This is a genomic window from Anaerobacillus sp. ABA4_114, assembly GCF_056159065.1.
This window is the reverse complement of the sequence record NZ_JBSWUM010000001.1, coordinates 226,853-249,829: the sequence shown is the minus strand read 5'-3', so window position 1 is coordinate 249,829 and position 22,977 is coordinate 226,853. Positions and strand designations below refer to the sequence as shown.

Genomic DNA, 22,977 nt, shown 5'->3' with positions numbered 1-22,977 from the left:
GCTAATCATCCTTTCCAAACTTTGATAGAAGCCGCTCCTGACTCTCTTGAAATGTTGCTGATTCGTCTGTTCCTTGTTTGATGTATCTCTCGATCTCTGAATGGCTTGCGATCGCTTTATCAACATTGCTGTTAGTACCTGATTTATAGGCACCAATATTGATAAGGTCTTCAGAAGAGTTGTAAACAGAAAGAAGTCGCTTCAATTCATTCGCTGCTTCCATATGTTCAGGAGGTACGATCTCCTTCATCACCCTACTCACACTTTGCGAAACGTTAATCGCAGGGTACTGCCCTTTTTGTGCGAGCTTTCGGTCTAACACAATGTGACCATCAAGGATCCCACGAACGGCATCTGCAATCGGTTCGTTCATATCGTCACCATCGACGAGAACTGTATAAAAGGCAGTGATCGATCCATGATGTGACGTTCCTGATCGTTCTAACAATTTTGGTAATAATGCAAAAACACTAGGTGTGTATCCCTTACTTGTAGGCGGTTCACCGATCGCGAGCCCGACTTCACGCTGAGCCATCGCAAATCGCGTAACGGAATCCATCATCAGCATGACGTTCTTGCCTTCATCACGGAAATACTCAGCGATCGAGGTCGCAGTGAGCGCCCCTTTTATCCTCTGAAGTGGGGATTGATCAGAAGTTGCTACGACGATCACAGATTTCTTGAGACCTTCTTCACCAAGGTCACGTTCGATAAAATCTCGAACCTCTCGTCCACGTTCACCAATAAGCGCAATGACGTTTACATCAGCTTCAGAGTTTCGTGCTGCCATACCCATAAGCGTACTCTTCCCAACACCACTTCCAGCAAATATGCCGATTCTCTGGCCATGTCCAACAGTAAGCAGCCCATCGATCGCTCTGACTCCGAGCTGAAGAGGAGTCGATATTCTTGGTCTTGTCATCGGATTTGGCGGCTGTCTGTTCGTAGTGACTGATTTAAGCCCACTAGGTAATAGGGTTTCATCTAGTGGTTTTCCTCTACCGTCAAGAATACTCCCGAGAATCGAATACCCTACCTTCACCTCTAACGGTTGTCCCGTTGCAACAACAAGGCAACCTGGTCCAATTTCTGAAAGATCATCCATCGGCATGAGGAGAACTCGGTTTTCTCGAAATCCTACGACTTCTGCCTCGATCGGGGTGTGACCTGGACCTGGATGTAGATAGCAAAGCTCACCCATCTTCACTTCAGGGCCCATCGATTCAATGGTCAATCCGATCACCTGCGTTACTTTTCCATACTTTTGAACGGATTGAATCGATTCAAGGTGAGAAAGATAACGATCGACGTTAATGCCCATCGGTATCATTCTCCTCAAATAGTGCAAATAGCTCCTTCTTGATCTCCTTTAGCTGACTGTGTATGGAAATGTCATAACTTCCGCTCGGAGTATGGATCATTCCGGAGCCGGGCGGGAGATCACTCATCGGAACAAGTTTTAAGCTCGCATGACCATCAAGCTGTTTCTCGAGTTCTTCCACCATAGGTGTTATATGAGCATAATCTTCAACTGAAACTTGAAGAACAACTTCCCCTCGGTCCTGAACCGTTTGCAGCGTCTTTCTGACCATCTCAGCAATCGACTCAGGGTGTTGTTTCAATTCATTCAGCATGACCTTCTTTGCAATCGCAGTACTGAGTGAGAGTAAGAACGGCTCAGCACTTTGGATCAATTCATCTCTTTTCTTGTAGGCCTCGGTTAGAACTGATTCCATTTCTTTTCGTTTTTCTTGAAACTCGAACTGCACTTGTTGGAGACCAGCCTGATAGCCTGCTTCAAACCCTTTATCTTCAGCTTCCCTGTACTTCTGTTCAGCGAGCTTTTCCCACTCTTGTTCCTTTTGTAACTGCTTCTTTTCTAGACTCGATAACACGTGATCTTCTTCATTTTGTAACCTCGTTCGAATCGTGTGGTATTGATCTTCGAGTCGAATCATCTGTTGAAGTAATTGAGTTTTCTTTTCTTCCACAGTTGATTTCCGAGATTGCAGCACCCTCTGTTTCTTAGGTTCAACGATCTCTCTTTGACCGATCACTTTTGGCGCTTCGTCTACTGCTTTATATGACTTTGGAATGATATTAGACAATCACATCATCTCCTCCACCACGTGCGATGACGACGTCTCCCGTATCTTCTAGGTATCGAATAACAGAAACGACTCGTGTCTGTGCTTCTTCCACTTCGCTAAGACGCAGTGGTCCCATCAATTCCAGTTCTTCTTTCACTGTTTCCACACGTCGGTTTGACATGTTGCGGAAGATAAGATCTTTCACTTCTTCGCTAGCAACCTTAAGTGCGATCGATAGATCATCATCCTTCACTTCACTTATCACAAGTCTGATCGAACGATCATCGAGTAGAACGATGTCTTCAAAGACGAACATCCGCTGCTTGATTTCTTCAGCAAGCTTCGGATCGTCCTTCTCGAGAGCACTTAGAATCGTTCTTTCTGTACTACGATCCACGCCGCTCAGGACTTCTACGATCGATTCAACTCCACCAGTAAACGTGTAATCCTGTGAGCCGCTCGCATTTAATTTTCTTTCGATGATGTCTTCTAGCTTAGTAATCACTTCTGGTGACGTACTTTCCATCAAAGCGATTCGCCTAGCGACATCCGCCTGTCGTTCTTGAGGGAGAGCCGACAAGATCTTCGATGACTGCTGCGCATCCAAATACGAAAGAATAAGCGCGATCGTTTGAGGATGCTCTTGTTGAACAATGTTTAAAATTTGCTCTGGGTCTGCTTTCCTTGCGAATGCAAAAGGCTTCACCTGTGTATTCGACTGCAAGCGCGCAAGGATTTCCTCAGCTTTCTTCGGGCCAAGTGCTTCCACTAACACGTGTCTTGCAAAATCAATACCACCTGCAGCAATATAGTCTTTCGCTTTTACCATATGGATGAATTCATCCATTATGTTTTCACGATCTGCCGACTCAACCCTATTCAGTTCAGAGATCCCTAATGCTAGTTTATCGATCTCCTTCTCAGTCAAAAGCTTGAACGTTTGAATCGAGAGTTCAGGACCGAGAGATGTAAGTAAAATTGCTGCTTTTTGTGTCCCAGATATTTCTTTTGTTTTACTCACGCCACCGCTCCTCCTAATCTTCGTTCATCCATACTCTTAGTAACTTAACAAAGTCCTCTGGATTTTCTTTTGCGAGTTTTTCAATTTCATCTTTACCCATGATCACTTCAGGTGTCAGGTCGACTTCCTTTTCTTCATCTTCACGAGGTAGATAGTGATCTTCCGATTCACTCGGTGCATACGTTCGTTCGAACTCCTCGTATTCTTCTTCACGCTTTCCTCTTCGGCGGAAAAGGAGCATCGTACCGGTTATGAGAAGAATGCCTACACCTGCTCCAGCTGCGTAAATCGCCCATGGCGGGAGAATGTCTAGAGTACTAGAGAAAAAGTTCTTTTCAGGCGCAACATAGCCAGGTTTTCCTCTAAACTCATTTGCAAATACCGAGATTCGATCTTCTAAATCGGCATCTTCAAGAGGTACGTCACTTCCACTCAAGGAAGTACGGACAACATTTTTTAGTACGGTGCGAATATCTTCTATATGTGCTGCTGTAAGCGACGTCATGTCGTCTGCGATCGGAGGTTCAACACCGACGTTGATCGTAACGTCATCGATCACATAAGGACTTTCTTCGATTTCTTTATGGATCCGATTGACTTCTCGATTGATGCGTTCTTCGACCTTTTCGTAAGAGCCATCGCCCTCGGCATCAGGATCATCAGCATTATAGTTTGGAATCTCACCCTCGGCAGTTCCTGTACCATCATTAGCAACGTCAGGATTACCCGAGTAAGTTTCCATGATTTTTTCAACGCTGATATCGATTCCTTCGCCTGTTTCTTCATCTACAGGTTCAACTAAATCTTCAACTCGCTTTTCTTTTGTGAAATCGACGCTCGTCATGACAGATACGACTACTTTGTCTTGACCTAGGAGTAATCCAAGCATTTGTTGAAGGTCTTTTTGCATGTCTTTTTCGATATCACGGCGAATCTGCTCCTGCTGCTGATACGCTGTGAGGGAGGAGTCAACTTTACTTTCACCATAATCAAAAGATGAGCCGTTCTGGTCCATCACGACAATGTTTTCGATCGGAAGGTTCGGAACACTCTTACTGATCACATGGTAGAGGCCGTTCACTTGTCCCTGATCGAGATTGAAACCAGGCTCTCTTGTCACCACGACTGATGCAGTTGCTACATCGCCTTCTTCATTTAGCCAAACACTATCTTTTGGTAAGGTGATCATGACTTTCGATTGCTGAATGCCATCGATCTGTTCGATCAGATAACTCAGTTCATTTTGCATCGCATCTCGTTCGACAACATCGAAATGCTTATCGGTCATTCCCATCCCCATGTTTTCGCTAAAAATACTATAGTTAACATTACCGCTTTTCGGAATTCCCTCAGCTGCCAAGCTCACTTTCAAATCTGAAGCATCTGCTTTCGGGACGCTGATCGTTGTTCCATCAGACGAAACTTCAACTGCGATTCCTCTCTGCTCGATCGCTCCTTTGATCTCACCAGCCTCTGTTGGAGTAAGATTGGAATAAATTGGCGTCAAATTAGGTTTAGACATCCAAAAAACGAGGAAAGAGAGAAGTAGGAGCGTTACTAAAAACGTCACACCTATCAACCATTTTGTTTTAGAGGAATAACTACTCCACGTCTCGCCCCAGCGGCTTTTCATTTTTAGTAATTGTTCATTCATCTGCCATCCATCCCTGAAGAACTACATTTGCATACGCATGATTTCTTGATAAGATTCGATCACCTTGTTTCGAACCTGTACAGTTAAATTAAGTGAAATAGAAGCTTTTTGAGCTGCGATCATCACCTCATGAACGTTCTGTACCTCGCCTGTTACGAGCTTTTGAGACATTTGTTCGGATTCAACTTGATTCTTGTTCACCTGCTGAATCGCATCTTTTAACATGCTTCCAAAATCCCCTGTAGCTTCTTTTGGTTGAGATGAATTAGGAGTTTGAAGCGTTGGGCTTTGAAGCGCATTGATCGTGTTCATTTTTTTCCTCCCAAAGAGCTATTAAACTATTTCCCAAGTTCAAGGGCTTTCATATACATACTTTTCGTTGCGTTTAGAGCCGTCACGTTTGCTTCGTAAGACCTTGAAGCCGACATAAGATCGGCCATCTCCTTCACCATATCAACGTTAGGCATTTCCACATATCCATCTTCATTTGCATCTGGATGAGTCGGTTGATAAACAAGCTTGTTCGGTGCTCGGTCCTCGGTTATTTCGGAGACTTTCACTCCAGAAGAAGATGAATTCCTCTGCCCCATCGCAGATTGAAGCTGACTCTCAAAAGAGTTTTCTTGAAGTTGAACGACTTTTCTCTTATACGGTTGCCATTCACCATCTACTAGCTCTCCCCGAGTCGTTTCAGCGTTGGCAATGTTGGACGAAACGACATCCATTCGTAAACGATTTGCTGTAAGACCTGAAGCACTCGTATTGAATCCGTTAAACAATTTCATTTCGTTCAGCTCCCTCGAATAGCAGTTTGCAGATCACGAAACTGGCTGTTTGTTTTCTCGATCATCGAATTGTACCAGAGCTGGTTCTTGGCGAGCTCTGCCATCTCAACATCCATGTCGACGTTATTTTCGTTTGATTTACTTAAGGTGTTTCGATCCGTTTTCACAGTGACGTTTGGTGATTGTTGTTCTGTACTAAAAGACACATGGTTGGGGTTTGATTTGTAGCTTTGGAAGCGCTGATTTACGGCCTCCTGCAGGTTATCCTGAAACGAAACGGTTTTCCGTTTGTAATTAGGGGTATCAACATTTGATATATTTGACGTTATTGTCCGCTGCTGAGTCATTGAAGCATTCAACGCATGTTGCATTGGATTTATCGATTGAAATACCTTCACGAAGCATTTCACACTCCTCATGAAATATTGGTTTATTTGTTAATATTTGGTAATCATTCCATAATCATCTTCATTCGACAATATTTTCTCTGTTTTTAGCATAGCACTGTCAAAATTAATAGTAAATGAGAGTTTTAACCTAATAAACTACTTTTTTCACTTATTTTTTCCAAAAATCAACGGTATAATGGAAATAATATCTATGAAATGATAGTTAAAAGGAACTATCTAGGAGGCTAGGAGGAAAAAATGTTTAGAGGAATGTACACTGCAACATCAGGAATGATGGCGAGTGAACGAAAACAGCACTACCTCACAAATAATTTATCGAATGCACAGACTCCGGGGTTTAAACAAGATCAAGCTGTCATTCGCTCTTTTCCTGAATATTTATTAAAAGAACGTAATACGGACTCTCTCAAAAGTAATAAACAAGTGGGAGAACTCTCTCATGGTGTTTATACGCAAGAAGGTGTACCACTCTTCTCTAGCGGTACCTTGAAGGAAACAGGGAATAACACTGATTTTGCTTTGCTCGATGATCGCCTCCCGATCGATGAAGAAACCGGCCAGAAAGGGATCTCCCTTTTTGGAGTGCGAACCGATGATGATACGATTCGATATACAAGAAACGGAAACTTTACACTAAGCGATGACGGTTTCTTGACTACGAGTGAGGGATATCGCGTTTTAAACGCTAACCTCGAGCCAATCCAACTTTCCAGTGAACAATTTACGTTAAAAGGTAGCAACCTGATCGAGGCAAACGGAAACGAGCAAGAGCTCTGGGTCGGATATACCGGTAATCCAGAAGGATTGACTCAACTTGGGAACGGAGTTTTCGAATGGTCTGGAGATGAAAATAATGCTCCTCGTGACATTCGAACTACTGAATTCAACCAGTTTACCGTCGAACAAGGATTTCTTGAAGGATCAAACGTCGACCTTACGACGACGATGACAGATATGCTCAACACGTACCGGATGTACGAGGCGAACCAGCGTGTCCTACAAACCTATGATCAGAGTATCGACAAATCTGTTAATGATATCGGTAGAGTGTACTAGGAGGGTATTGAATGAACATCGGGATGTATAGTGCTTCTTCATCATTGAGTCAGACACAGAAGAAGATGGATACGATCGCGAACAATATCGCGAACGTGAACACAGTTGGGTATAAGAGACGGGAAGCAAGCTTTCAAAACCTCTTAACGCAGCAATATCAAAATAATACTGGCGAAGCAACTGAACCAGGACGACTCACCCCTGAAAACTTACGAGTTGGTTACGGGGCGAAGATTGCGATGACAAATCTCCGTACAGATCAAGGAGCTACGAATGAAACAGGACGAAACCTCGATGTGATGTTAGAGGGAGAAAACGTCTACTTTCGAGTCCAAAATGGTGACAATGTTCATTACACAAGAGATGGCGCTTTCCAGCTTCAAAACACCGAGGATGGAAGGGTTAATCTTGTAAACAGCAACGGCAGCAATGTTCTCGATAAAAATGGAGATCCTATCTCATTTAGCAGCGAACCAACCAACATCGTCATCTCAGATTCTGGTGAGATCAGCGTTGAACCTACTAACGAAACGTTCCAGTTGAGCGTTGCTAGAATCGATCGTCCTCAGTCACTTCTAAACGAAGGCGGGAACGAATTTCGACTGCGTGAAGGAGAAGGGGAGATCGTCGATACAGGATTTAACGTGAAACAAGGGTTTCTAGAAATGTCTAACGTTGATCTTGCGAATGAAACGACAGAGATGATCACCACTCAGCGACTTTTACAGTTCCAAAGCCGAGCGATGAAGATGGCAGATGAAATGATGGGACTTGCGAATACGATCAAGCGATAACAAAAACACTCATCCAAGTTGGATGAGTGTTTTTGTTAGAAGGTAGAGAAAGTCTTGGGGCTGCGAAAAGAGTAGTCAATCATTTCCTTTCCAAATAACGTTGATGGATATAAGGAAGGTCAAAATTGCCATATTCGTCTGTTAAACTATTGGGACGGAGTATTGATTTTGGATTTAATCTTTCAAGTAGGAGAGACGATCCCGGACTCCTGCGGTAGTACGGGCGGCCGAGACCGGGGTGTGGGTTTCACCTCGGGCTTGGACGTTCGTCCGCGGAAAGCATGCGATCGTCATCGACTACGGCATAGGGAGCACTGAATAATGACATAGGTTTCTCGACAAGCTGAAAAACACTCATCCTCGTTGGATGAGTGTTTTTATCTAAGGAAATCCATTAGAGAAGGCTGAATGATTTTTGCACTCGATGCTAGTGAAGCCTGGTATACACTTTCTTCAGACTTCAGCTTCATAATCGCCTCTGCAATATCCACATCTTCATTTTTGGAGACAAGCTTTTGCAGCGAAACATTTTCTTCCTTGAGGCGCTGTGACAAGCTTTCCACTCTCGATTGCTTTGCCCCAAGAGATGTCCACTTGTTGAGCACTTGCTCGGAGCCTTTTTCGATTTGACCGATCGCACTTTGCAGAGCATCTCCATCACCACTTTTTAATGCGGTAGATAAAGCGTCGAGTGACTTAAACAGGTTGGTTTCTCCGCCAAAAACTTCACCTGCATGAACGTTGATCGTCATCGAACTAAACGGGGACAAACGCTGTTTGAGCGGTTGGTTATCGTGAGTGATGTCACCAGATGCGCTTATTTCAATCGCCTGATCTGTCTTCTGTCCATTGAAGATGAATTTCCCGTCAAGTTTCGTATTGGCAAGATTCTTTAACTCATCCCGAAGTTGATCGATTTCTTTACCCATGTTCTCCAATTCGTCAGGTGAATTGATTCCGCTAGCACCCTGCAGACCAACTTCGTTCGCCCGTTGAAGAAGATCAGATACGCTGCTCAATGACTGCTCGGTTACTTCTAACCAGGACTGCGCGTAATCCGCATTCCGCTCAAACTGGACGTTGTTCGCAAGCTCTGATGAGAGCTTCAACGATTTTTCAGTTCCCATCGGATCATCAGAAGGTTTATTGATTCGCTTCCCTGTCGATACTTCTTCATTCGCTCGCTCTAAGCGGGACAAGTTTCGATTCATGTGATTCGTAACATTTTGAGTTAACATTTGCTGTGTAATTCTCATCATATGACTCCTTTTCCCGTTAGACGCCCATTCGGTTGATGATCACATCTAGCATCTCGTCCGTTGTACTTACGTATCGAGCCGCTGCGTTATACGCATGTTGAAATTGAACGAGATTCGCCATCTCTTCGTCGAGTGAGACGCCGCTCACCGATAACCGGTTTGATTCGATCGACTTAAGAACCGTCTCATTGTTCCCAACAGTCCGCTCGGCAGACTGTGTTTTTGATCCGATATCTGAGATGAGCATGCTGTAAAAGTCGTTCGTCGTCGCATCGACTTGATCTTCTGAACCTGCTAAATCGAATAATAGTGTTTTGTCTTTTAATTCACTTATCTTTGCAGCGAGGTCACCGTTACTTACCGTTCCCTCTGTTGAGGAAGCTGCTAGATTCGCTGGATTCGATTTCACATCGTTCGATACACTTAGGCGTTCAAGGTAACTTCCATCTCCTGTAGCTTCTGTGAATAGCGCTTTTCCCTGCTGCATCGTGCCATTCACTTTCACGAGCGAATACCCTGATTCTGCAAGGGTATTGATCTCGGGAGCTAGTTGCTCAAACACCGCGTTCAGATTTGTTTGGACATTTTTCGTCAACGCAGCAGCTTCTTCGAGACCCTTAAGCTTCCCAGCCTTCGGGTTAGCTGTATCGTAATTCACCTCGAGTGCACCGTTACTATTTTCTGTCACGTCGACATCGATGAGGCTAGATAGTTCGTCGATCAGCTGATCACGCTTGTCCTTCACATCATTTGCGCCGTTCGTACGAACGACTTCCTTGTTCAATTCGTTGATCTGCTTTGACAACGAATCGATGTCTTTAAGAACCGCATCAGTCTGTGATTGCAGACTTTCTGATAGATTCTGAAGGTCTTTGTTAAATGCCTTCCCTTTATCCAGCACCTCTTCTGCCCGTGAAACAACGACAGATCGAGCAGCCAGGCTATCAGGGTTGGCTGAAAGATCTTCGAATGCAGACCAGAGCTTGTTGAGAGACGCATTCAGTCCGTTTTCACCAGGCTCTGCTGACATCATCTCGATTTGCTGAAGCGTTTCTAACTTCATAGATTCTGAGCCGAGCGCTGCATTTCGTTCCCGATATTGTGTATCAAGGTACTTTGAGCGGATCCGTTCGATGGACCCAACGCTAACACCCGTTCCGAGCTCAGAGGATGTGCCGCTCTGATAAGGATTCGTGATCGACGACGTCGCCTCCATATTCACACGCTGTCTGGAATAACCTGGAGTGTTTGCGTTCGCGATATTATGACCAGTGGTCGATAGTGCCGTTTGCTGCGTATACAAACTTCTCCTTCCAATCTCTAACCCATGAAATGTTGACGTCATATTGTCACGTTCCTTTCTAAGCCTATGCTTTTGTGTCGAAGTACCCTCTTGGTGTCGATGATGCCTGTTTTTGGTTTGGTCTTGAGTATGTAAGGGATTGATCAGGCGATGCAGTCAAATGCCCGATCATATGATGAACGAACGCCATCGCGTCTTTTAGTAGAACATCGTTTTGTTCGTTCAACGTTTGTAATGCTACTGCCTTTTCTTTTAATGTGGTCGCTCTATTTTCGATCATTCTTCTAACAGCAGGGCTTAGCTTTGGCAGCACCTCTTTAAGCGTTGATCCGCCAAGCTCCTCAACAAGTCCCTGGCGTTTCTCCTCTTCCACGCTTAAGGCCTGCAGAAGCTCCCTTTCCGTCTTCATCAAATCTGATAAGCTGTTCACATTTCTTTCGATGAGCGCTTCTTGCTTCTGCTCTCCGAGTGATAGCAACTTCTCATGTAGAGTTATCATGTTGCTCATTGTAGCCAGTAATTGTTGCCCCATCGTGCTGCCTCCTGTTAAAACAACTGATCAAACAGTTTTTCGGCTGTTTTTTTACTGTCGACACTATACGTTCCATTTTCAATCTTCTTTTGAATTGCATCTAATTTGGCTTCGCGCTTTTCTTCAGCCTTCATCGTGTATAGTTCTCTCGCTTTGTTTGAGATTTGCAGCTCATCTTCACGAGGAGCTTTTTTTGCTTGCTCGACTTTTGTAACAGGATTGTGCTTTTTGTAAGGGTTAACAAATGGCGGTGCTGACGGTTTGTTAACGTTCAATCCGTTCACCCCTCTTCGATAATAGTAAAACTACTCCTATTCTATTATTCGTACCCTATTTTGAGCATCTTACCGTTAATATCGGAAAATTCTTTACAAAAGTTTACTAGTTACTGAATTTTGAAGTCGGTTATGAGTACTCGCTCGATCTCCCCATCTTGCAGGACTTCATTTATTTGTTCTCTGATGCTCGATTCGAACGTCTTGAGTCCTTCTGCGCCCTTCAAATCATTTCTTGAAGAGTTTGCAAGAGTAGCGATGACGATCGACTTTAACTCTGGGATACGAACCTCTAGTTCATGGTAGCTCTCTCCTCCGTCCGCTAACAAGTTTAGCTGAACGACAGCGTAGTGATCAGACAGTAGGTTCGTCGTGATCGGCTCCATGCTGTAGCTCCTTTCTGCTAGCTCCTCAGCAGTCGGTTCTTTCTCTTCCTGAGCAAGTACTTTTCCTAGATCGATATCTAGGAAGAACACTGCTGCAATGGCACCCCCTGCAACGACACCGAGAGTTGCCAAAATAATCAATAGGATACGTTTCATCTACTCTATTCACCTCAACTGTTAATTTTCAACATCGTAAGGCAGGATCAACACTTCTACGCGTCTATTTTTCGTTCTGCCTTTCTCACTGTCATTCGAGGCGACCGGACGATACTCTCCATAGCCTGTGAAACTAAAAAGCTGTGGGTCTAGCTTACTGTTTTTCAAAAGTTCCGTCATGAAGTTCAGCGCTCGATCTGAGCTAAGATGCCAGTTCGACGGATACTGAGATGTCTTGATCGGTTTGTTATCTGTATGACCTGTCACAGTAATGTTTCTCGCAGGATCTGTGACGAGAAAACGAGAAATTTCGCTTGCGATCCCCTTCGCATCATTCGTTAAGTAGGCTTGACCGCTATTAAACAGCGCAGCTTCTTTTATCGTGATCAATAACCCTTCTTCGGTTAAACTCGTTTGTAAATACGAATCGAGGCTCTGCTTCGAAATATACTGGTCGATTCGCTCTTTTAATTCCTGAAGATTATGGAGATCTTCCTCAAGCTTTTCTTCATCTTTCTCTTCAGGTAGTTCCTCTACATCTTCTTTATCCTCTACTTCTTCTGTTAACCCAACGAACGAATCATCTTCAGGCTTCATGACCGATGGCTCGCTTTCGAGCACACCCGTACCACCGTTCAAAACTTCTTCAAACGATCGTGTGATCGCTTCATATTTTTTTGCATCGACCGTACTCGCTGCGAATAGAACGATGAAAAGAGCAAGAAGCAGCGTGAGCATATCAGCATACGGAATGAGCCAGCTTTCATCGACGTGCTCTTCATGCTCTTCATGCCTTTTCTTACGCATCGGCACCTACCCCTTCTCCAACTTTGACGTCACTTGATTTCTTCATTTCATCAAGATTCCGCTCTTTCTCTGGAAGGTAGACGAGAAGTTTATCTTCTACCATCGTAGGTGTCGCGCCTGACTGTACCGCTAGCAAACCTTCAAGCATGATCATCTTGATCTTCGCTTCCGCGTTCGACTTTCGTTTCAGCTTGTTCGCAAACGGATGCCACAGGACGTATCCTGTAAAGATTCCAAACAACGTCGCAATGAATGCTGCAGCGATCGATTTTCCTAAAAGCTCCATATCACCGAGATGACTGAGTGCAGCGACGAGTCCTACGACGGCACCAAGTACCCCAAGCGTCGGTGCATACGTTCCAGCTTGCGTGAAGATCCCCGCTCCTGCTTTATGACGTTCTTTCATCGCTTCGATATCTTCTACAAGGATCTCTTCGATAATTTCCCTAGAATGACCGTCGATGACCATTTGAAACCCTCTTCTTAGGAAATCATCTTCTAGTTTATCGAGGTTATCTTCTAGTGACAGCAAGCCATCTCGACGAGCGATCGTTGCCCACTCACGGAACATCGGAATGATTTCCTTAGCAGAGACTAACTTTTGATTCGTAAAAATAATCTTTAATAAAATCGGAAATTTTTTGATTTCGGAAAATGGAAAACCGATCAACAATGCTGCGGCTGTCCCGACAAAGATGATGACGAGGGCAGCTGGATTAAGTAGAGCAGCTGGATTGGCTCCCTTCAAAATCAACCCGCCTACGAGGACGGCAAAGCCGAGCAATAATCCGAACAAAGATGTTTTTTCCAATGCTTTCACCCTCTATACTGCTTATTTCTGTTCCATCGCTTCTTTCCAAGTATTTCGAAACTCTTCAGCTAGCTCTTCAACTTCTTGCAGCTTCTCAATATTGTTATTGATGTTTGCAGACACAAGCTGCTCGATCATGAACGCATATAACGAATCCATCGATTGAGAAAGGTCCATGTCCATATTGAGCGTTGCGCGTAGTTCTTCAAGAATGTTTTGTGCTTTGATAATATTTGTATGCTTGCCTTCCACATTGCCTTTTTTCATCGCGATCGCTGCCATCCGGATAAATTTAAGACATCCGTTGTACAGCATGAGCGTCAATTCCTGTGGAGAGGATGTAGCGACTGAATTTTGTTGATACGTTTGATAAGGATTGTGCATTGCCATCGAACGTTCCCCCTATTTTCTCTTATCGAAAAATGCTCCGTCTGTGTAAGCTTGCCCAGAGTTATATTTATTCGCTGCTGTCTTTCCTTGCTGCAAACGCCTCATCTGCTCAGAAAACGCTGCATAAAGATCGGACAGACGAGGTTGGATCGTTTCTTCAAGCGTACTCAACTGCCGAAGCATGAGCTGCTCTTCCTCCGTCCAGTCGGTACCTTCTTGCTTCATCGCTTTATCTAGAAGCTGAATCGTTTCTTCTCGTCGGTTGATCATGTTGTTGATTCCATCTAATTCTTCAGGCCCGTTTTCATCCATCGAAGGATTCAGTCCATCGAGCGACTTTACGATTTGATTCGTCACAACGTGCATCTGATTCAGTGCATCAATTCTTTTCATTTCTACATCCCACCAAGTAAGTTTTGTTGTACCCACATGCTTTGTTGATTCATTTTATCCATCGCTGTTTCTAGCGCGGTAAACTGCTTCCAATAGCGGTCTTCGATAGAGCCGAGCTTATCTTCCCAGCGATCCATCTGCTGGTTGATGCTATCCAACCTTTTGGATAAGAAGCTATTATCGACAAGAACACCGGGCGTTCCAGCCTTTTTACCGAGATGATCGATCCCTTCGTTCACCTTCTCATAGATTCGATCTCCGATTCCAGCATCCCCTTTTGTAAAAAGGTTCATCACTTCTTCTGGCTTTTGTGAGATAGCCTCTTTCAACTTCGCTTCATCAATAAAAAGTTTTCCGCCATCACGATAAGACCCTGTATTGATGCCGATTTCTGAAAGCATCGACAGTTCCCCAGCTGGAATACCATTTACAGGCGTCATCCAGGCACTGCGAAGGTCGCTCGCAATCCCTCTCACCGTTGCATCGCTTTGGAGAAGACCACTCTTCGCCTTCTCTTCCCAAAGCTCGATTTCTTTGTCTGAAAGATCCTCGCGCTGCGCATCTGTTAAAGGCGGGAAGTCTCTGTAGCGTTTTTCTGTGAGAAGACCCTGCGTTTTCTCAATCAACTCGTTGTACTTCTCGACAAACGATTTGATACTTTCAAAAGGCGCATCCGGATTGCTTGTAATCGATACTGTCGACGTGCCTTTTTCAACAAGGTTAAGCTTTATGTTATTGATCGTCGTTTCGTTTGTTTTCAGGTTATTTACCGTGATGCCGTCGAAAGTGACCGAACCATACGAACCATTCGCAGTGGTTGCTCCTCCAAATAGGCGGTTTTCAACACCTGCATCACTAAAGTTCGAGAGAGTGATCGATTCATCTCCACCCATCGCTTTTGTCGATAGAAAAAAGCGTGACGTTGTATCATCAAAGTTCGCTCTCATACCGAGCGTTTCACCCGTCGTATCATCTGTTGCCTCAGCAATCTTTGTAGCAAGACTTTTAAACGTATCTGCTGCCGTTATCGTGATACTTGTTTCCTGCCCTTTTCCGTTCGTAAGGGTAAACGTTGTGTCGTTTGCGCCAGATTGCAGAACTCGATCAGTTCCTTTTGCTGCAGCACCAGCTTCGTTCGTAACTGCCTGCGCTGACGTTAGCTTGGCACTCTCAGCAAGCCCGTTCACGACAACCGCATAAGACCCGGGAGCCGCAGTAGGCGTTGCTTCTGCCGTAACAGCAGCGCCGTTCGATGAACCTGCTTTATATGCGTTAAACGTTGACTGAAGTCTCAGCTTCGATGCAGCACTTCTCATATCCGACATCATCGTGTTAAGTTCACGATAAGAATCCTTTTGCCACTCAACAGTTTGTTTTTGCTGTGATAGTTTATCGAGCGGTATGCGTTCCGCCCTCATCAGATCTTTCACCATCTGATCGATATCCATTCCCGATGCAAGCCCGGAAATCCTCATGAACATCTCCTCCGTTCATCACTCATACACATACTATCGGCAAAGATCCGCTCGGTTTTAAGATGTAAATAGTACTATAAAAAAGAACCTTCGTTTGTGAAGGTTCTCAGCATTTTATATTTTTTGGTCCACCATAAAGCCAAGCAGTTCAGCAGTTGCCGCATACCGATCGAGAAAATCCTTCGATGGAATCTCTCTTATGACTTCATCATTCGTGCTATCGACGATTTGAACATAGAACTCATTCAACTTATCGTGCAGCTGAAATTTAAGGTTCGTTTTTACTGGCATAATGAAATCATTCAGCTGTTCGATCTGTTGAACGACCTGTTCCTTTGTGTGAACCTTTTCTTTCTGTTCCTTCTTTTCTTCTTTTAGTTCCTTTACTTCTTTTACTTCAATGGGCTGTTGCACTTGCTTCCCTATACCAGGTATTTGATTTGAAATTGATTTTATTTCCATGGTCCGATCCCCTTCAATAAGAGTTACTTAAACCCGACCTCTAATGAGATTATTTCTTTATATCGATAGAACCTCCAAGATGAGGCTGTACCGACTGCTCCATCATCTTCACTAGTCCATTCGAATTTTCTTGTGCTTGATTCAAAGCTTTTTTGGTTAACGATACATCAACCTGCTGCTGGACCTTTGCTTGATTCAGCACCACCGAAAGCGCTGCAATATCCATCTCAAAACACTCCCTTCGAATAAAAAGGCCTTAGATGAGAGATCTAAGGCCTTTCTTGTTAGAAATTAACGAAGAAGCTGAAGTACTTGCTGTGGATTCTGGTTAGCCTGTGCAAGCATCGCTTGTGCAGCTTGAGCTTTGATGTTTTCTTTTGTCATGCTCATCATTTCTTTTGCCATATCTACGTCGCGGATACGGGATTCAGCAGCTGTAAGGTTTTCAGAAGAAGTGTTTAAATTATTGATTGTATGTTCAAGACGATTTTGATTCGCACCAAGCTTAGAACGTTCAGTAGAAACTTTTTCAATAGCTGTATTAATAGTAGTAATTGCTGCATTAGCATTTGTTCTAGTATCTACTTGTAGGCCTTCAATGTTTAAACCACTAGCCGTTTTCCCCATATCTCCAATTGTTAAAGAAAGATTTTGTCCACTATCTGCTCCAATTTGGAATGTAGCACCATCGGCAGTCCCGGTAGTCACAGTCAATCCTGTAAACGCAGTACCACCCACTGCATAATTGGAGTCTGTCTTAATACTTACTCCTAGAGAATCAAAATTAAGTCTATCACCAGCAGTGATGGATGCTTTCTCAATCATTTGTGAATCTCCGCTAGCACCTTCTTGTAATGTAATATGCGTAGCTGTTTCAGTAATATTGTAAGTTGTACTAGCTTTTGCACCTGAAACGTCTATATCAGACAGATTGGCAAGACCAGTTACAGAAGTATCAAGAGTACCACCTGTTCTGGATACCCCTAAATTACCGCCTAATAATTCTTTTCCGTTAAATTTAGTATCTTTAGAAATTCTATCAATTTCCTCAACTAATTGGTCAAGTTCTGTACTTATAGCGGTTTTATCTTCTGCAGCTAGAGTGTCGTTTGATGCTTGGACTGATAATTCCCTCATTCTCTGTAGAATAGAATGCGTTTCTTGTAGAGCACCTTCAGCTGTTTGAATCAATGAAATACCATCTTGAGCATTTCGGCTCGCTTGCTCCAAACCTCTAATTTGTCCTCGCATCTTCTCAGAAATCGAAAGACCAGCTGCATCATCAGAAGCTCTGTTAATACGAAGTCCTGAAGACAACTTTTCCATTGAATTACTTGCAGCACCTTGGTTTACATTCATCTGACGGTACGTGTTCATCGCTTGAATATTATGGTTAATTCTCATTCTAAATTACCTCCGTGTAATGTGTTTTCTAGAAAGCCCACATCCGTTTGGACTTCCTGATATTTTCATTATCGGCTGGAAAATTCAGTTGTTTATAGTTTTTTGAAAAATAAATTAAAAAGAACCGCTATGTGCTTTATAGCGGTTCTTTGCCTAACGTTTCAATTGAAAGTTTTGCAACTCACTTAGATTGATCTCTTGTGAGGATGCTAGCTTATTCTCCTCTTGAATCTCCACGTACACTTCTTTTCTATGTATACTAATGTTCTTTGGAGCCTCCACCCCTAGTTTCACCGTATCGCCTTCAATACTGATGACCTTCAGCTCGATTTCATCGTTAATGATGATCGACTGATCTTTTTTCCGTCCGAGTACAAGCATTTTATCTGCCTCCCTCTACCGCACTCACCAATGGCGCTTTAATTTGAAAATCCTTACTGAGTACGATCTGCTTTCCTTTTCCGCTCGAAAGATTCAGGATGATCGGGGCTTTTAAATTCATCGTTGCATCTTGTAATGATCCTTGTACGGTGAGGACGGATAGTACCATCGCCTCCTCTGGCTTTTCAATCGCTAACTCTTGCAACAAGTCTTCTTCTAGATTAATTTCATAATCCGGGTAGAAAGAAAATGAATCAGCGAGAATAAAGCACAAACTGCTTTCATCCGTTGATTGCAGAAAGAAAAACGGCGACTCATTCTGTTCATCAGCGGGTAATAGACAGTATGTGGTGTATTGTTCAAGGCCGGGAATTCCGTTCGAAAAGGTGATGAGAGAATCTTTGTTCACTTCTAGTTCACCGAAGCGGGTCGTGAGGATTTTCATAGAAAAAACTCCTTTATCTGTAAAAGTCTATCCTCATTATAAGTCTTTTGTCGTCTTTTAACAGGTTGAATTTGTTGAAAATTTTAAAATTCGATACACTTAAAGGAGGAGCTTATGAGCGATCAAAACACGTTTCTAAAGAAACTTAAAAGCGTTGGCCCTGGCGCCATCGTCGCCGCAGCTTTTATAGGACCAGGAACCGTTACGACCGCTACTCAGGCAGGAGCTGGATTTGGATTTGCATTGATGTGGGCACTCGTTTTTTCGATACTCGCAACGATCACCCTTCATGAGATGTCAGCGCGACTTGGAATCACGGCGAGAATGCAGCTTGGCGAAGCGATGAGAAAGCAGTTCAGCAGTCCGTTGATGAAAGGAATCAGCATCATTCTCGTTCTTGCAGCGATCGGTGTAGGAACGGCCGCCTACGAAACGGGCAACATCCTGGGCGGTGCGCTCGGTCTTTCTACCATGACGGGCATTTCAGTGAACATATGGGGGCCAGTCATCGGGATCATCGCTGCGATTCTTCTTTACTCAGGAAACTACAAAGCGATTGAAAAAGTGTTCGTCGTTCTCGTGCTAGTCATGAGCGTTTGCTTTGTAGCGACTGCCATAGTCATTAAGCCGGATCTCGGGGCAATGTTTAAAGGCGCATTCCTGCCAACGTTCCCAACTGGTGGCACACTGTTTGCGATCGCCTTGATCGGGACGACGGTCGTTCCTTATAACATCTTTCTTCACTCTTCTACTGTTCAAGAACACTGGCGTGGGAAGGAAGGGTTAAAAGAGAGTCGTTTTGATACCGTTTTCTCGATCATCGTCGGAGGGTTGATCTCACTTTCGATCGTTGTATCGGCTGCAGTAGCTTTTCCGCTCGGTACAAACATAACGGATGCTTCTGAAATGGCCGTTCAGTTAGAACCCCTTCTCGGATCATGGGCGAAAATTTTCTTTGCGATCGGATTGTTATCTGCTGGAATCACATCTTCTATTTCCGCTCCCCTTGCAGCCGCCTATGCGATCAGCGGTGTTTTCGGGTGGTCGATGGATCTGAAAGCAACGAAATTCAGAGTGATCTGGGGAGTCGTTATTTTAATCGGAATCGTCGGTTCAGCTCTTGGGATGAGTCCTACGACCGTCATTCTTTTCGCACAGTATGCAAACGGCTTGATGCTGCCGATCATCTCTATTTTCTTACTTTATGTTATGAATAATAAAGAACTACTTGGTGAATACGTCAATCGCACACTCTCAAATATTTTGGGCGGTATCGTATTACTCGTAACGCTCGTTCTCGCCCTTCATTCGCTTGGAATACTAGAACTTTTCTTGTAATTACGAAAGGAGTCTATCGAAATGAACGTCACCTTACACCCGCTCGGTGAAGCTTGCGTAAAGATTACGTATCATGAAGAAGTGTCTCATTCCCTCACTAGCCGCATTCAAGCTTTTTGCCGTGAACTTGCGTCTCTTAACAAAGAGGGCATTACTGAATGGGTACCAGCGTACGATTCTGTCACCGTTTATTACGAGCCGTGGGTCCTCAACTATGATGAGATAACGGACATATTGGAAGATATCACAGCAGTTGCAACAGAGGCGTCAGAAAAAAAGGTGGTCATCACGGTCCCGACCCTTTATGGCGGAGAGCACGGACCAGACCTTGAAGATCTTGCAAAGGAAAAAGGAATGTCCCAAGATGACATCATAAAACTACATACAAACGAAGACTATCTTATCAACATGATTGGCTTTTTACCTGGCTTTCCGTATCTAAGCGGACTGAATGAGCGTATTGCAGCGCCTCGTCTTGAATCGCCAAGACAAAAGGTTCCTGCAGGCTCAGTTGGTATTGCTGAAGCACAAACTGGGGTTTACCCAATCGAATCTCCCGGGGGATGGAACATTATCGGCCAGACACCGCTTCGCCTTTTTCAACCTGAAAAAGACGATCCATTCTTACTGAATCAAGGTGACTATCTCAGGTTCCAATCCGTTAGTATGAAAGAGTTCAATCAAATTTTAGAGCAACTGGAGCAAGGGTCTTATGATGTTCAGCGCGAGGAGGTTTCTAGATGACGACGATCGACCTTAACTGTGATCTTGGTGAAAGCTTTGGTGCTTATTCCATCGGGCAAGACGAAAAAGTACTCGAGCTCGTTTCGTCAGCAAACGTAGCATGTGGTTTTCATGCGGGCGATCCCCGCATCATGAACCGAACGGTCAAATGGGCAAAAGAACATCACGTTGGGATCGGGGCTCATCCTGGCTTTCCTGACTTAACAGGGTTCGGAAGGAGAAAGATGATCATCACACCTGAAGAAGCCTATACGCTTGTTCTTTATCAGATCGGCGCACTGCATGGGTTTTGCAGTGCGCATGAAGTCGAACTGCAGCACGTGAAACCTCATGGAGCTCTATATAACATGGCATCAAAGGATGCTGAACTTGCGAATGCGATCGCACAAGCTGTGAAAGACTTTGACTCTGAGCTGATCCTGTTTGGACTCGCTAACTCAGAACTGATACAAGCGGCTAAGCTTTCAGGCGTTCGGTATGCTTCAGAAGTGTTTGCTGATCGAACGTATCAGCCAGATGGTACCCTCACTCCACGAACAGAAAAGAATGCGATGATAACAGACGAACAGACTGCGATCGACCAGGTGATTTCGATGGTGAAACATGGCATAGTGAGAGCTGTAGATGGCACATCGATTTCGATCGAGGCTGACACCGTCTGCGTTCACGGCGATGAACCGTCGGCACTTGCCTTTATCCAGTCACTAAGAAAAAGATTTAAGGCAGAAAATATCCTGATAGAAAGGATCGGAAACCGTTGAAGTTATTTTCAGTAGAAAAACCAGGCGTTTATACAACGTATCAAGATTTAGGAAGAACAGGTTATTTAAAATACGGAGTACCGGCTTCTGGTGCACTCGACCGCTTCGCCCTTCAAGTAGGGAACATCCTAGTCGGAAACCCACGGAATACAGCAGGACTTGAAATTACGATGCAGGGTCCAGAATTGGTAGCAGAAGTGGATGCAGTGATTAGCATAACAGGTGCCGATTTATCACCGATGATCAACGGTGAACGGATCCAAATGTGGAAGTCTCTCACCATTAAAAAGGGACAGGTACTTGAGTTCGGACGCCCAAGAATCGGTGTTCGTGCCTATTTAACGGTAAACGGTGGGTTTGAAGCAGAAGAGTACATGGGGAGCAAATCGGTTTATGAACCAGCAGGACTAGGCCGTAAACTAGAAGCTGGGGATGAACTACATGGGAATCCTAAGAAGCAAAAAACAGGAATCGGGCTCTTTCATACCGAGATTCCTGCATATAACCGCGACGCTATCGTTCGCGTTGTAAAAGGACCTCACGATGATAAGCTCAGCCCTGAAGTATTGGAGCAATTTTTCACGAATCGGCATGAGGTGTCCCCGCAATCGAATCGTATGGGATACCGGTTGGTGAGCGACGGTATCAAAACAGATCATGAAGGCGATATACTATCTGACGCTGTGCCGCTTGGCGGCATTCAGCTGCCTGCAAACGGTGAGCCGATCATCCTTTTGGCAGACCGGCAAACAACGGGTGGTTACGTTCGTATCGGTACAGTCATCGGTCCTGACCTTCCATTGATCGCCCAGCTTCCTCCTGGTGGTTCGGTTCGTTTTAAAGAGATCACGGTTGAAGAAGCGCAAGAGATCGCGATCGCTCAGGAACGTGATTTTAGGGTTTGGGAGAAAATCGTTCGCTAAGGATGACCTAAATAACTGTGCAGTTCATCGATGACAAGCTCACCTTGATCGAGCTCTGTCATCTGGAGGCGGTAATGGTCCCCTTCCACCTCTGCTTGGAAGTTGTAGAAGCCTTTATTATTTAAATAGTCGCCTACATCTTCTATTTTATCTTGCTGAGAGAACAAAATTTTATTGCCGATATAATTATCATTCACATATACGTTGTAGCTCTGTTCATTTTCTATAAAATCATCCGTTGAATAAGGATGTAGATCCGGCATTCTGTCTCCCTCCTTTCTTTGGGATTACTATCAATTTGTCCCCTCACACGTTTTTTATGTTGGAAATCTTTCACTGACTGAATCACGTTGTGAGGGCTTCAGGACTTGCGTTACTCGTGAAGTAAAGACACATAAGGAGGTGTTGGCATGATTGAATTAAGAGAAGAATTGAAAAGTGATGTAGAGGGAATTGATGACATCGTAAGGAATGCATTTGATGGAGAAGACGAAGTTGCATTAATTCACCGGATTAGGGATTCGCAGCACTATGTTCCAGAATTAGCACTGATCGCGCTTCATAATCGAACGACTCCGGTTGGGCATATTCTATTAAGTGAGATCGAAATCGAAGCAGAGGATACCGTCACATCACTTGCTCTTGCGCCAGTCTCTGTTTCTCCTTCGTTTCAAAATGAGGGAATCGGAACGTTCATGATCAATGAAAGCCTCAAGCGAGCGACTGCCATTGGCTATCGCCATGTCATTGTTCTTGGACACAGCGCTTATTATTCAAAGTTTGGTTTTATACCGGGTTCTGAGAAAGGGATAACTGGTCCGTTTAAAGAAGCAGGAGATTCCTTCATGGTAAAAGAACTTAAGAAAGATGCGTTGCCTAAAGAAGGACACGTACTTTACCCAGCGGCATTCGGTATATAAAA

Annotated in this window: 30 protein-coding genes; 7 read left to right on the top strand and 23 right to left on the bottom strand. The window is 44.2% G+C overall.

Annotated features, from left to right (window positions below; all coding sequences use genetic code 11):
• Nucleotide 1: 1 nt before the first annotated feature.
• From fliI to flgB, 7 genes are read right to left on the bottom strand one after another with little or no spacing between them, the layout of a single operon-like run.
• Nucleotides 2-1,321, bottom strand: coding sequence for a flagellar protein export ATPase FliI (gene fliI / locus ACXAEY_RS01240; protein WP_474809922.1), 1,320 nt, complete (start codon nt 1,319-1,321; stop codon nt 2-4).
• Nucleotides 1,311-2,108 carry a FliH/SctL family protein gene (locus ACXAEY_RS01235; protein WP_474809920.1) on the bottom strand — a complete coding sequence of 266 codons (798 nt, stop codon included), beginning with the start codon at nt 2,106-2,108 and terminating at the stop codon, nt 1,311-1,313. The genes fliI and ACXAEY_RS01235 overlap by 11 nt, the downstream gene beginning before the upstream one ends.
• On the bottom strand, nt 2,101-3,111 hold the full coding sequence (gene fliG, locus ACXAEY_RS01230) for a flagellar motor switch protein FliG (RefSeq protein ID WP_474809918.1): 1,011 nt from the start codon (nt 3,109-3,111) through the stop codon (nt 2,101-2,103). The genes ACXAEY_RS01235 and fliG overlap by 8 nt, the downstream gene beginning before the upstream one ends.
• A gap of 13 nt (nt 3,112-3,124) precedes the next feature.
• Nucleotides 3,125-4,765 carry a flagellar basal-body MS-ring/collar protein FliF gene (gene fliF / locus ACXAEY_RS01225; RefSeq protein WP_474809916.1) on the bottom strand — a complete coding sequence of 547 codons (1,641 nt, stop codon included), beginning with the start codon at nt 4,763-4,765 and terminating at the stop codon, nt 3,125-3,127.
• A gap of 21 nt (nt 4,766-4,786) precedes the next feature.
• Nucleotides 4,787-5,077, bottom strand: coding sequence for a flagellar hook-basal body complex protein FliE (gene fliE / locus ACXAEY_RS01220; RefSeq protein ID WP_474809914.1), 291 nt, complete (start codon nt 5,075-5,077; stop codon nt 4,787-4,789).
• 26 nt (nt 5,078-5,103) lie between these two features.
• Nucleotides 5,104-5,550, bottom strand: coding sequence for a flagellar basal body rod protein FlgC (flgC, locus tag ACXAEY_RS01215; protein ID WP_474809913.1), 447 nt, complete (start codon nt 5,548-5,550; stop codon nt 5,104-5,106).
• Nucleotides 5,551-5,555: 5 nt separating this feature from the next.
• Nucleotides 5,556-5,948 (bottom strand): flagellar basal body rod protein FlgB, encoded by a 393-nt coding sequence (gene flgB / locus ACXAEY_RS01210; RefSeq protein WP_270180467.1) that lies wholly within the window; start codon nt 5,946-5,948, stop codon nt 5,556-5,558.
• A 249-nt stretch (nt 5,949-6,197) separates the two neighbouring features.
• On the opposite strand from flgB, the gene ACXAEY_RS01205 reads away from it, so the two are divergent.
• A complete protein-coding gene (locus ACXAEY_RS01205) occupies nt 6,198-7,016 on the top strand; it encodes a flagellar hook-basal body protein (protein WP_474809911.1) in 819 nt (272 codons plus the stop codon).
• A gap of 11 nt (nt 7,017-7,027) precedes the next feature.
• Entirely contained in the window at nt 7,028-7,810 is a 783-nt protein-coding gene (locus ACXAEY_RS01200) for a flagellar hook-basal body protein (protein ID WP_474809909.1), read from the top strand.
• Nucleotides 7,811-8,187: 377 nt separating this feature from the next.
• Here ACXAEY_RS01200 and flgL read toward each other — a convergent pair whose 3' ends face one another.
• The 15 genes from flgL to fliW form a co-directional block, all read right to left on the bottom strand.
• Nucleotides 8,188-9,066 (bottom strand): flagellar hook-associated protein FlgL, encoded by an 879-nt coding sequence (gene flgL, locus ACXAEY_RS01195; RefSeq protein WP_474809907.1) that lies wholly within the window; start codon nt 9,064-9,066, stop codon nt 8,188-8,190.
• A 19-nt stretch (nt 9,067-9,085) separates the two neighbouring features.
• On the bottom strand, nt 9,086-10,414 hold the full coding sequence (gene flgK / locus ACXAEY_RS01190; protein WP_474809905.1) for a flagellar hook-associated protein FlgK: 1,329 nt from the start codon (nt 10,412-10,414) through the stop codon (nt 9,086-9,088).
• A 22-nt stretch (nt 10,415-10,436) separates the two neighbouring features.
• Nucleotides 10,437-10,904, bottom strand: coding sequence for a flagellar protein FlgN (locus ACXAEY_RS01185; RefSeq protein ID WP_474809903.1), 468 nt, complete (start codon nt 10,902-10,904; stop codon nt 10,437-10,439).
• A gap of 14 nt (nt 10,905-10,918) precedes the next feature.
• Complete coding sequence (gene flgM, locus ACXAEY_RS01180; protein ID WP_270180473.1) at nt 10,919-11,179, bottom strand: flagellar biosynthesis anti-sigma factor FlgM; 261 nt, start codon at nt 11,177-11,179, stop codon at nt 10,919-10,921.
• Between the two features lie 110 nt (nt 11,180-11,289).
• A complete protein-coding gene (locus tag ACXAEY_RS01175) occupies nt 11,290-11,721 on the bottom strand; it encodes a flagellar basal body-associated FliL family protein (RefSeq protein ID WP_474809901.1) in 432 nt (143 codons plus the stop codon).
• 21 nt (nt 11,722-11,742) lie between these two features.
• Entirely contained in the window at nt 11,743-12,528 is a 786-nt protein-coding gene (motB, locus tag ACXAEY_RS01170) for a flagellar motor protein MotB (RefSeq protein WP_474809899.1), read from the bottom strand.
• Nucleotides 12,521-13,339 (bottom strand): flagellar motor stator protein MotA, encoded by an 819-nt coding sequence (motA, locus tag ACXAEY_RS01165; protein WP_474809897.1) that lies wholly within the window; start codon nt 13,337-13,339, stop codon nt 12,521-12,523. The genes motB and motA overlap by 8 nt, the downstream gene beginning before the upstream one ends.
• 21 nt (nt 13,340-13,360) lie before the next feature.
• Nucleotides 13,361-13,729, bottom strand: a complete 369-nt coding sequence (fliS, locus tag ACXAEY_RS01160; protein ID WP_474809895.1) for a flagellar export chaperone FliS — start codon at nt 13,727-13,729, stop codon at nt 13,361-13,363.
• A 12-nt stretch (nt 13,730-13,741) separates the two neighbouring features.
• On the bottom strand, nt 13,742-14,122 hold the full coding sequence (gene fliT, locus ACXAEY_RS01155; RefSeq protein WP_474809893.1) for a flagellar protein FliT: 381 nt from the start codon (nt 14,120-14,122) through the stop codon (nt 13,742-13,744).
• 2 nt (nt 14,123-14,124) lie between these two features.
• The gene (gene fliD / locus ACXAEY_RS01150; RefSeq protein ID WP_474809891.1) at nt 14,125-15,597 is read right to left on the bottom strand and encodes a flagellar filament capping protein FliD; all 1,473 of its coding nucleotides are present in this window, start codon (nt 15,595-15,597) and stop codon (nt 14,125-14,127) included.
• A 114-nt stretch (nt 15,598-15,711) separates the two neighbouring features.
• A complete protein-coding gene (locus tag ACXAEY_RS01145) occupies nt 15,712-16,059 on the bottom strand; it encodes a flagellar protein FlaG (protein ID WP_474809889.1) in 348 nt (115 codons plus the stop codon).
• 49 nt (nt 16,060-16,108) lie between these two features.
• Nucleotides 16,109-16,285: a YjfB family protein gene (locus tag ACXAEY_RS01140; RefSeq protein WP_270180481.1), complete on the bottom strand. Its 177-nt coding sequence runs from the start codon at nt 16,283-16,285 to the stop codon at nt 16,109-16,111.
• Between the two features lie 65 nt (nt 16,286-16,350).
• Nucleotides 16,351-17,463, bottom strand: a complete 1,113-nt coding sequence (locus ACXAEY_RS01135; RefSeq protein ID WP_474809887.1) for a flagellin N-terminal helical domain-containing protein — start codon at nt 17,461-17,463, stop codon at nt 16,351-16,353.
• A gap of 153 nt (nt 17,464-17,616) precedes the next feature.
• A complete protein-coding gene (csrA, locus tag ACXAEY_RS01130; RefSeq protein WP_474809886.1) occupies nt 17,617-17,844 on the bottom strand; it encodes a carbon storage regulator CsrA in 228 nt (75 codons plus the stop codon).
• Nucleotide 17,845: 1 nt separating this feature from the next.
• The gene (fliW, locus tag ACXAEY_RS01125) at nt 17,846-18,289 is read right to left on the bottom strand and encodes a flagellar assembly protein FliW (protein ID WP_474809884.1); all 444 of its coding nucleotides are present in this window, start codon (nt 18,287-18,289) and stop codon (nt 17,846-17,848) included.
• A 114-nt stretch (nt 18,290-18,403) separates the two neighbouring features.
• Here fliW and ACXAEY_RS01120 point away from each other — a divergent pair, with 114 nt between their 5' ends.
• From ACXAEY_RS01120 to ACXAEY_RS01105, 4 genes are read left to right on the top strand one after another with little or no spacing between them, the layout of a single operon-like run.
• A complete protein-coding gene (locus ACXAEY_RS01120; protein ID WP_474809882.1) occupies nt 18,404-19,627 on the top strand; it encodes an Nramp family divalent metal transporter in 1,224 nt (407 codons plus the stop codon).
• A gap of 21 nt (nt 19,628-19,648) precedes the next feature.
• Nucleotides 19,649-20,371: a 5-oxoprolinase subunit PxpB gene (gene pxpB, locus ACXAEY_RS01115; RefSeq protein WP_474809880.1), complete on the top strand. Its 723-nt coding sequence runs from the start codon at nt 19,649-19,651 to the stop codon at nt 20,369-20,371.
• Nucleotides 20,368-21,132 (top strand): 5-oxoprolinase subunit PxpA, encoded by a 765-nt coding sequence (locus ACXAEY_RS01110; RefSeq protein ID WP_474809878.1) that lies wholly within the window; start codon nt 20,368-20,370, stop codon nt 21,130-21,132. Before pxpB ends, ACXAEY_RS01110 begins: the two co-directional genes overlap by 4 nt.
• Complete coding sequence (locus ACXAEY_RS01105) at nt 21,129-22,055, top strand: 5-oxoprolinase subunit C family protein (RefSeq protein WP_474809876.1); 927 nt, start codon at nt 21,129-21,131, stop codon at nt 22,053-22,055. Before ACXAEY_RS01110 ends, ACXAEY_RS01105 begins: the two co-directional genes overlap by 4 nt.
• On the opposite strand, the gene ACXAEY_RS01100 is transcribed toward ACXAEY_RS01105, so the two are convergent.
• A complete protein-coding gene (locus ACXAEY_RS01100; RefSeq protein ID WP_270180489.1) occupies nt 22,052-22,318 on the bottom strand; it encodes a hypothetical protein in 267 nt (88 codons plus the stop codon). The genes ACXAEY_RS01105 and ACXAEY_RS01100 overlap by 4 nt on opposite strands.
• Nucleotides 22,319-22,465: 147 nt before the next feature.
• Between ACXAEY_RS01100 and ACXAEY_RS01095 the strand changes: the two genes are divergently transcribed.
• Nucleotides 22,466-22,975 (top strand): GNAT family N-acetyltransferase, encoded by a 510-nt coding sequence (locus ACXAEY_RS01095; RefSeq protein WP_474809874.1) that lies wholly within the window; start codon nt 22,466-22,468, stop codon nt 22,973-22,975.
• Nucleotides 22,976-22,977: the final 2 nt, after the last annotated feature.

Excerpts from the sequence above, each read along its gene's own strand:
- fliI (WP_474809922.1), bottom strand. The coding sequence starts at position 1,321 with ATGGGCATTAACGTCGATCGTTATCTTTCTCACCTTGAATCGATTCAA.
- fliF (WP_474809916.1), bottom strand. The coding sequence starts at position 4,765 with ATGAATGAACAATTACTAAAAATGAAAAGCCGCTGGGGCGAGACGTGG.
- fliE (WP_474809914.1), bottom strand. The coding sequence starts at position 5,077 with ATGAACACGATCAATGCGCTTCAAAGCCCAACGCTTCAAACTCCTAAT.
- flgC (WP_474809913.1), bottom strand. The coding sequence starts at position 5,550 with ATGAAATTGTTTAACGGATTCAATACGAGTGCTTCAGGTCTTACAGCA.
- ACXAEY_RS01205 (WP_474809911.1), top strand. The coding sequence starts at position 6,198 with ATGTTTAGAGGAATGTACACTGCAACATCAGGAATGATGGCGAGTGAA.
- ACXAEY_RS01200 (WP_474809909.1), top strand. The coding sequence starts at position 7,028 with ATGAACATCGGGATGTATAGTGCTTCTTCATCATTGAGTCAGACACAG.
- flgL (WP_474809907.1), bottom strand. The coding sequence starts at position 9,066 with ATGAGAATTACACAGCAAATGTTAACTCAAAATGTTACGAATCACATG.
- flgK (WP_474809905.1), bottom strand. The coding sequence starts at position 10,414 with ATGACGTCAACATTTCATGGGTTAGAGATTGGAAGGAGAAGTTTGTAT.
- ACXAEY_RS01185 (WP_474809903.1), bottom strand. The coding sequence starts at position 10,904 with ATGGGGCAACAATTACTGGCTACAATGAGCAACATGATAACTCTACAT.
- ACXAEY_RS01175 (WP_474809901.1), bottom strand. The coding sequence starts at position 11,721 with ATGAAACGTATCCTATTGATTATTTTGGCAACTCTCGGTGTCGTTGCA.
- motB (WP_474809899.1), bottom strand. The coding sequence starts at position 12,528 with ATGCGTAAGAAAAGGCATGAAGAGCATGAAGAGCACGTCGATGAAAGC.
- fliS (WP_474809895.1), bottom strand. The coding sequence starts at position 13,729 with ATGGCAATGCACAATCCTTATCAAACGTATCAACAAAATTCAGTCGCT.
- fliT (WP_474809893.1), bottom strand. The coding sequence starts at position 14,122 with ATGAAAAGAATTGATGCACTGAATCAGATGCACGTTGTGACGAATCAA.
- fliD (WP_474809891.1), bottom strand. The coding sequence starts at position 15,597 with ATGAGGATTTCCGGGCTTGCATCGGGAATGGATATCGATCAGATGGTG.
- ACXAEY_RS01145 (WP_474809889.1), bottom strand. The coding sequence starts at position 16,059 with ATGGAAATAAAATCAATTTCAAATCAAATACCTGGTATAGGGAAGCAA.
- ACXAEY_RS01140 (WP_270180481.1), bottom strand. The coding sequence starts at position 16,285 with ATGGATATTGCAGCGCTTTCGGTGGTGCTGAATCAAGCAAAGGTCCAG.
- ACXAEY_RS01135 (WP_474809887.1), bottom strand. The coding sequence starts at position 17,463 with ATGAGAATTAACCATAATATTCAAGCGATGAACACGTACCGTCAGATG.
- csrA (WP_474809886.1), bottom strand. The coding sequence starts at position 17,844 with ATGCTTGTACTCGGACGGAAAAAAGATCAGTCGATCATCATTAACGAT.
- fliW (WP_474809884.1), bottom strand. The coding sequence starts at position 18,289 with ATGAAAATCCTCACGACCCGCTTCGGTGAACTAGAAGTGAACAAAGAT.
- ACXAEY_RS01120 (WP_474809882.1), top strand. The coding sequence starts at position 18,404 with ATGAGCGATCAAAACACGTTTCTAAAGAAACTTAAAAGCGTTGGCCCT.
- pxpB (WP_474809880.1), top strand. The coding sequence starts at position 19,649 with ATGAACGTCACCTTACACCCGCTCGGTGAAGCTTGCGTAAAGATTACG.
- ACXAEY_RS01110 (WP_474809878.1), top strand. The coding sequence starts at position 20,368 with ATGACGACGATCGACCTTAACTGTGATCTTGGTGAAAGCTTTGGTGCT.
- ACXAEY_RS01100 (WP_270180489.1), bottom strand. The coding sequence starts at position 22,318 with ATGCCGGATCTACATCCTTATTCAACGGATGATTTTATAGAAAATGAA.
- ACXAEY_RS01095 (WP_474809874.1), top strand. The coding sequence starts at position 22,466 with ATGATTGAATTAAGAGAAGAATTGAAAAGTGATGTAGAGGGAATTGAT.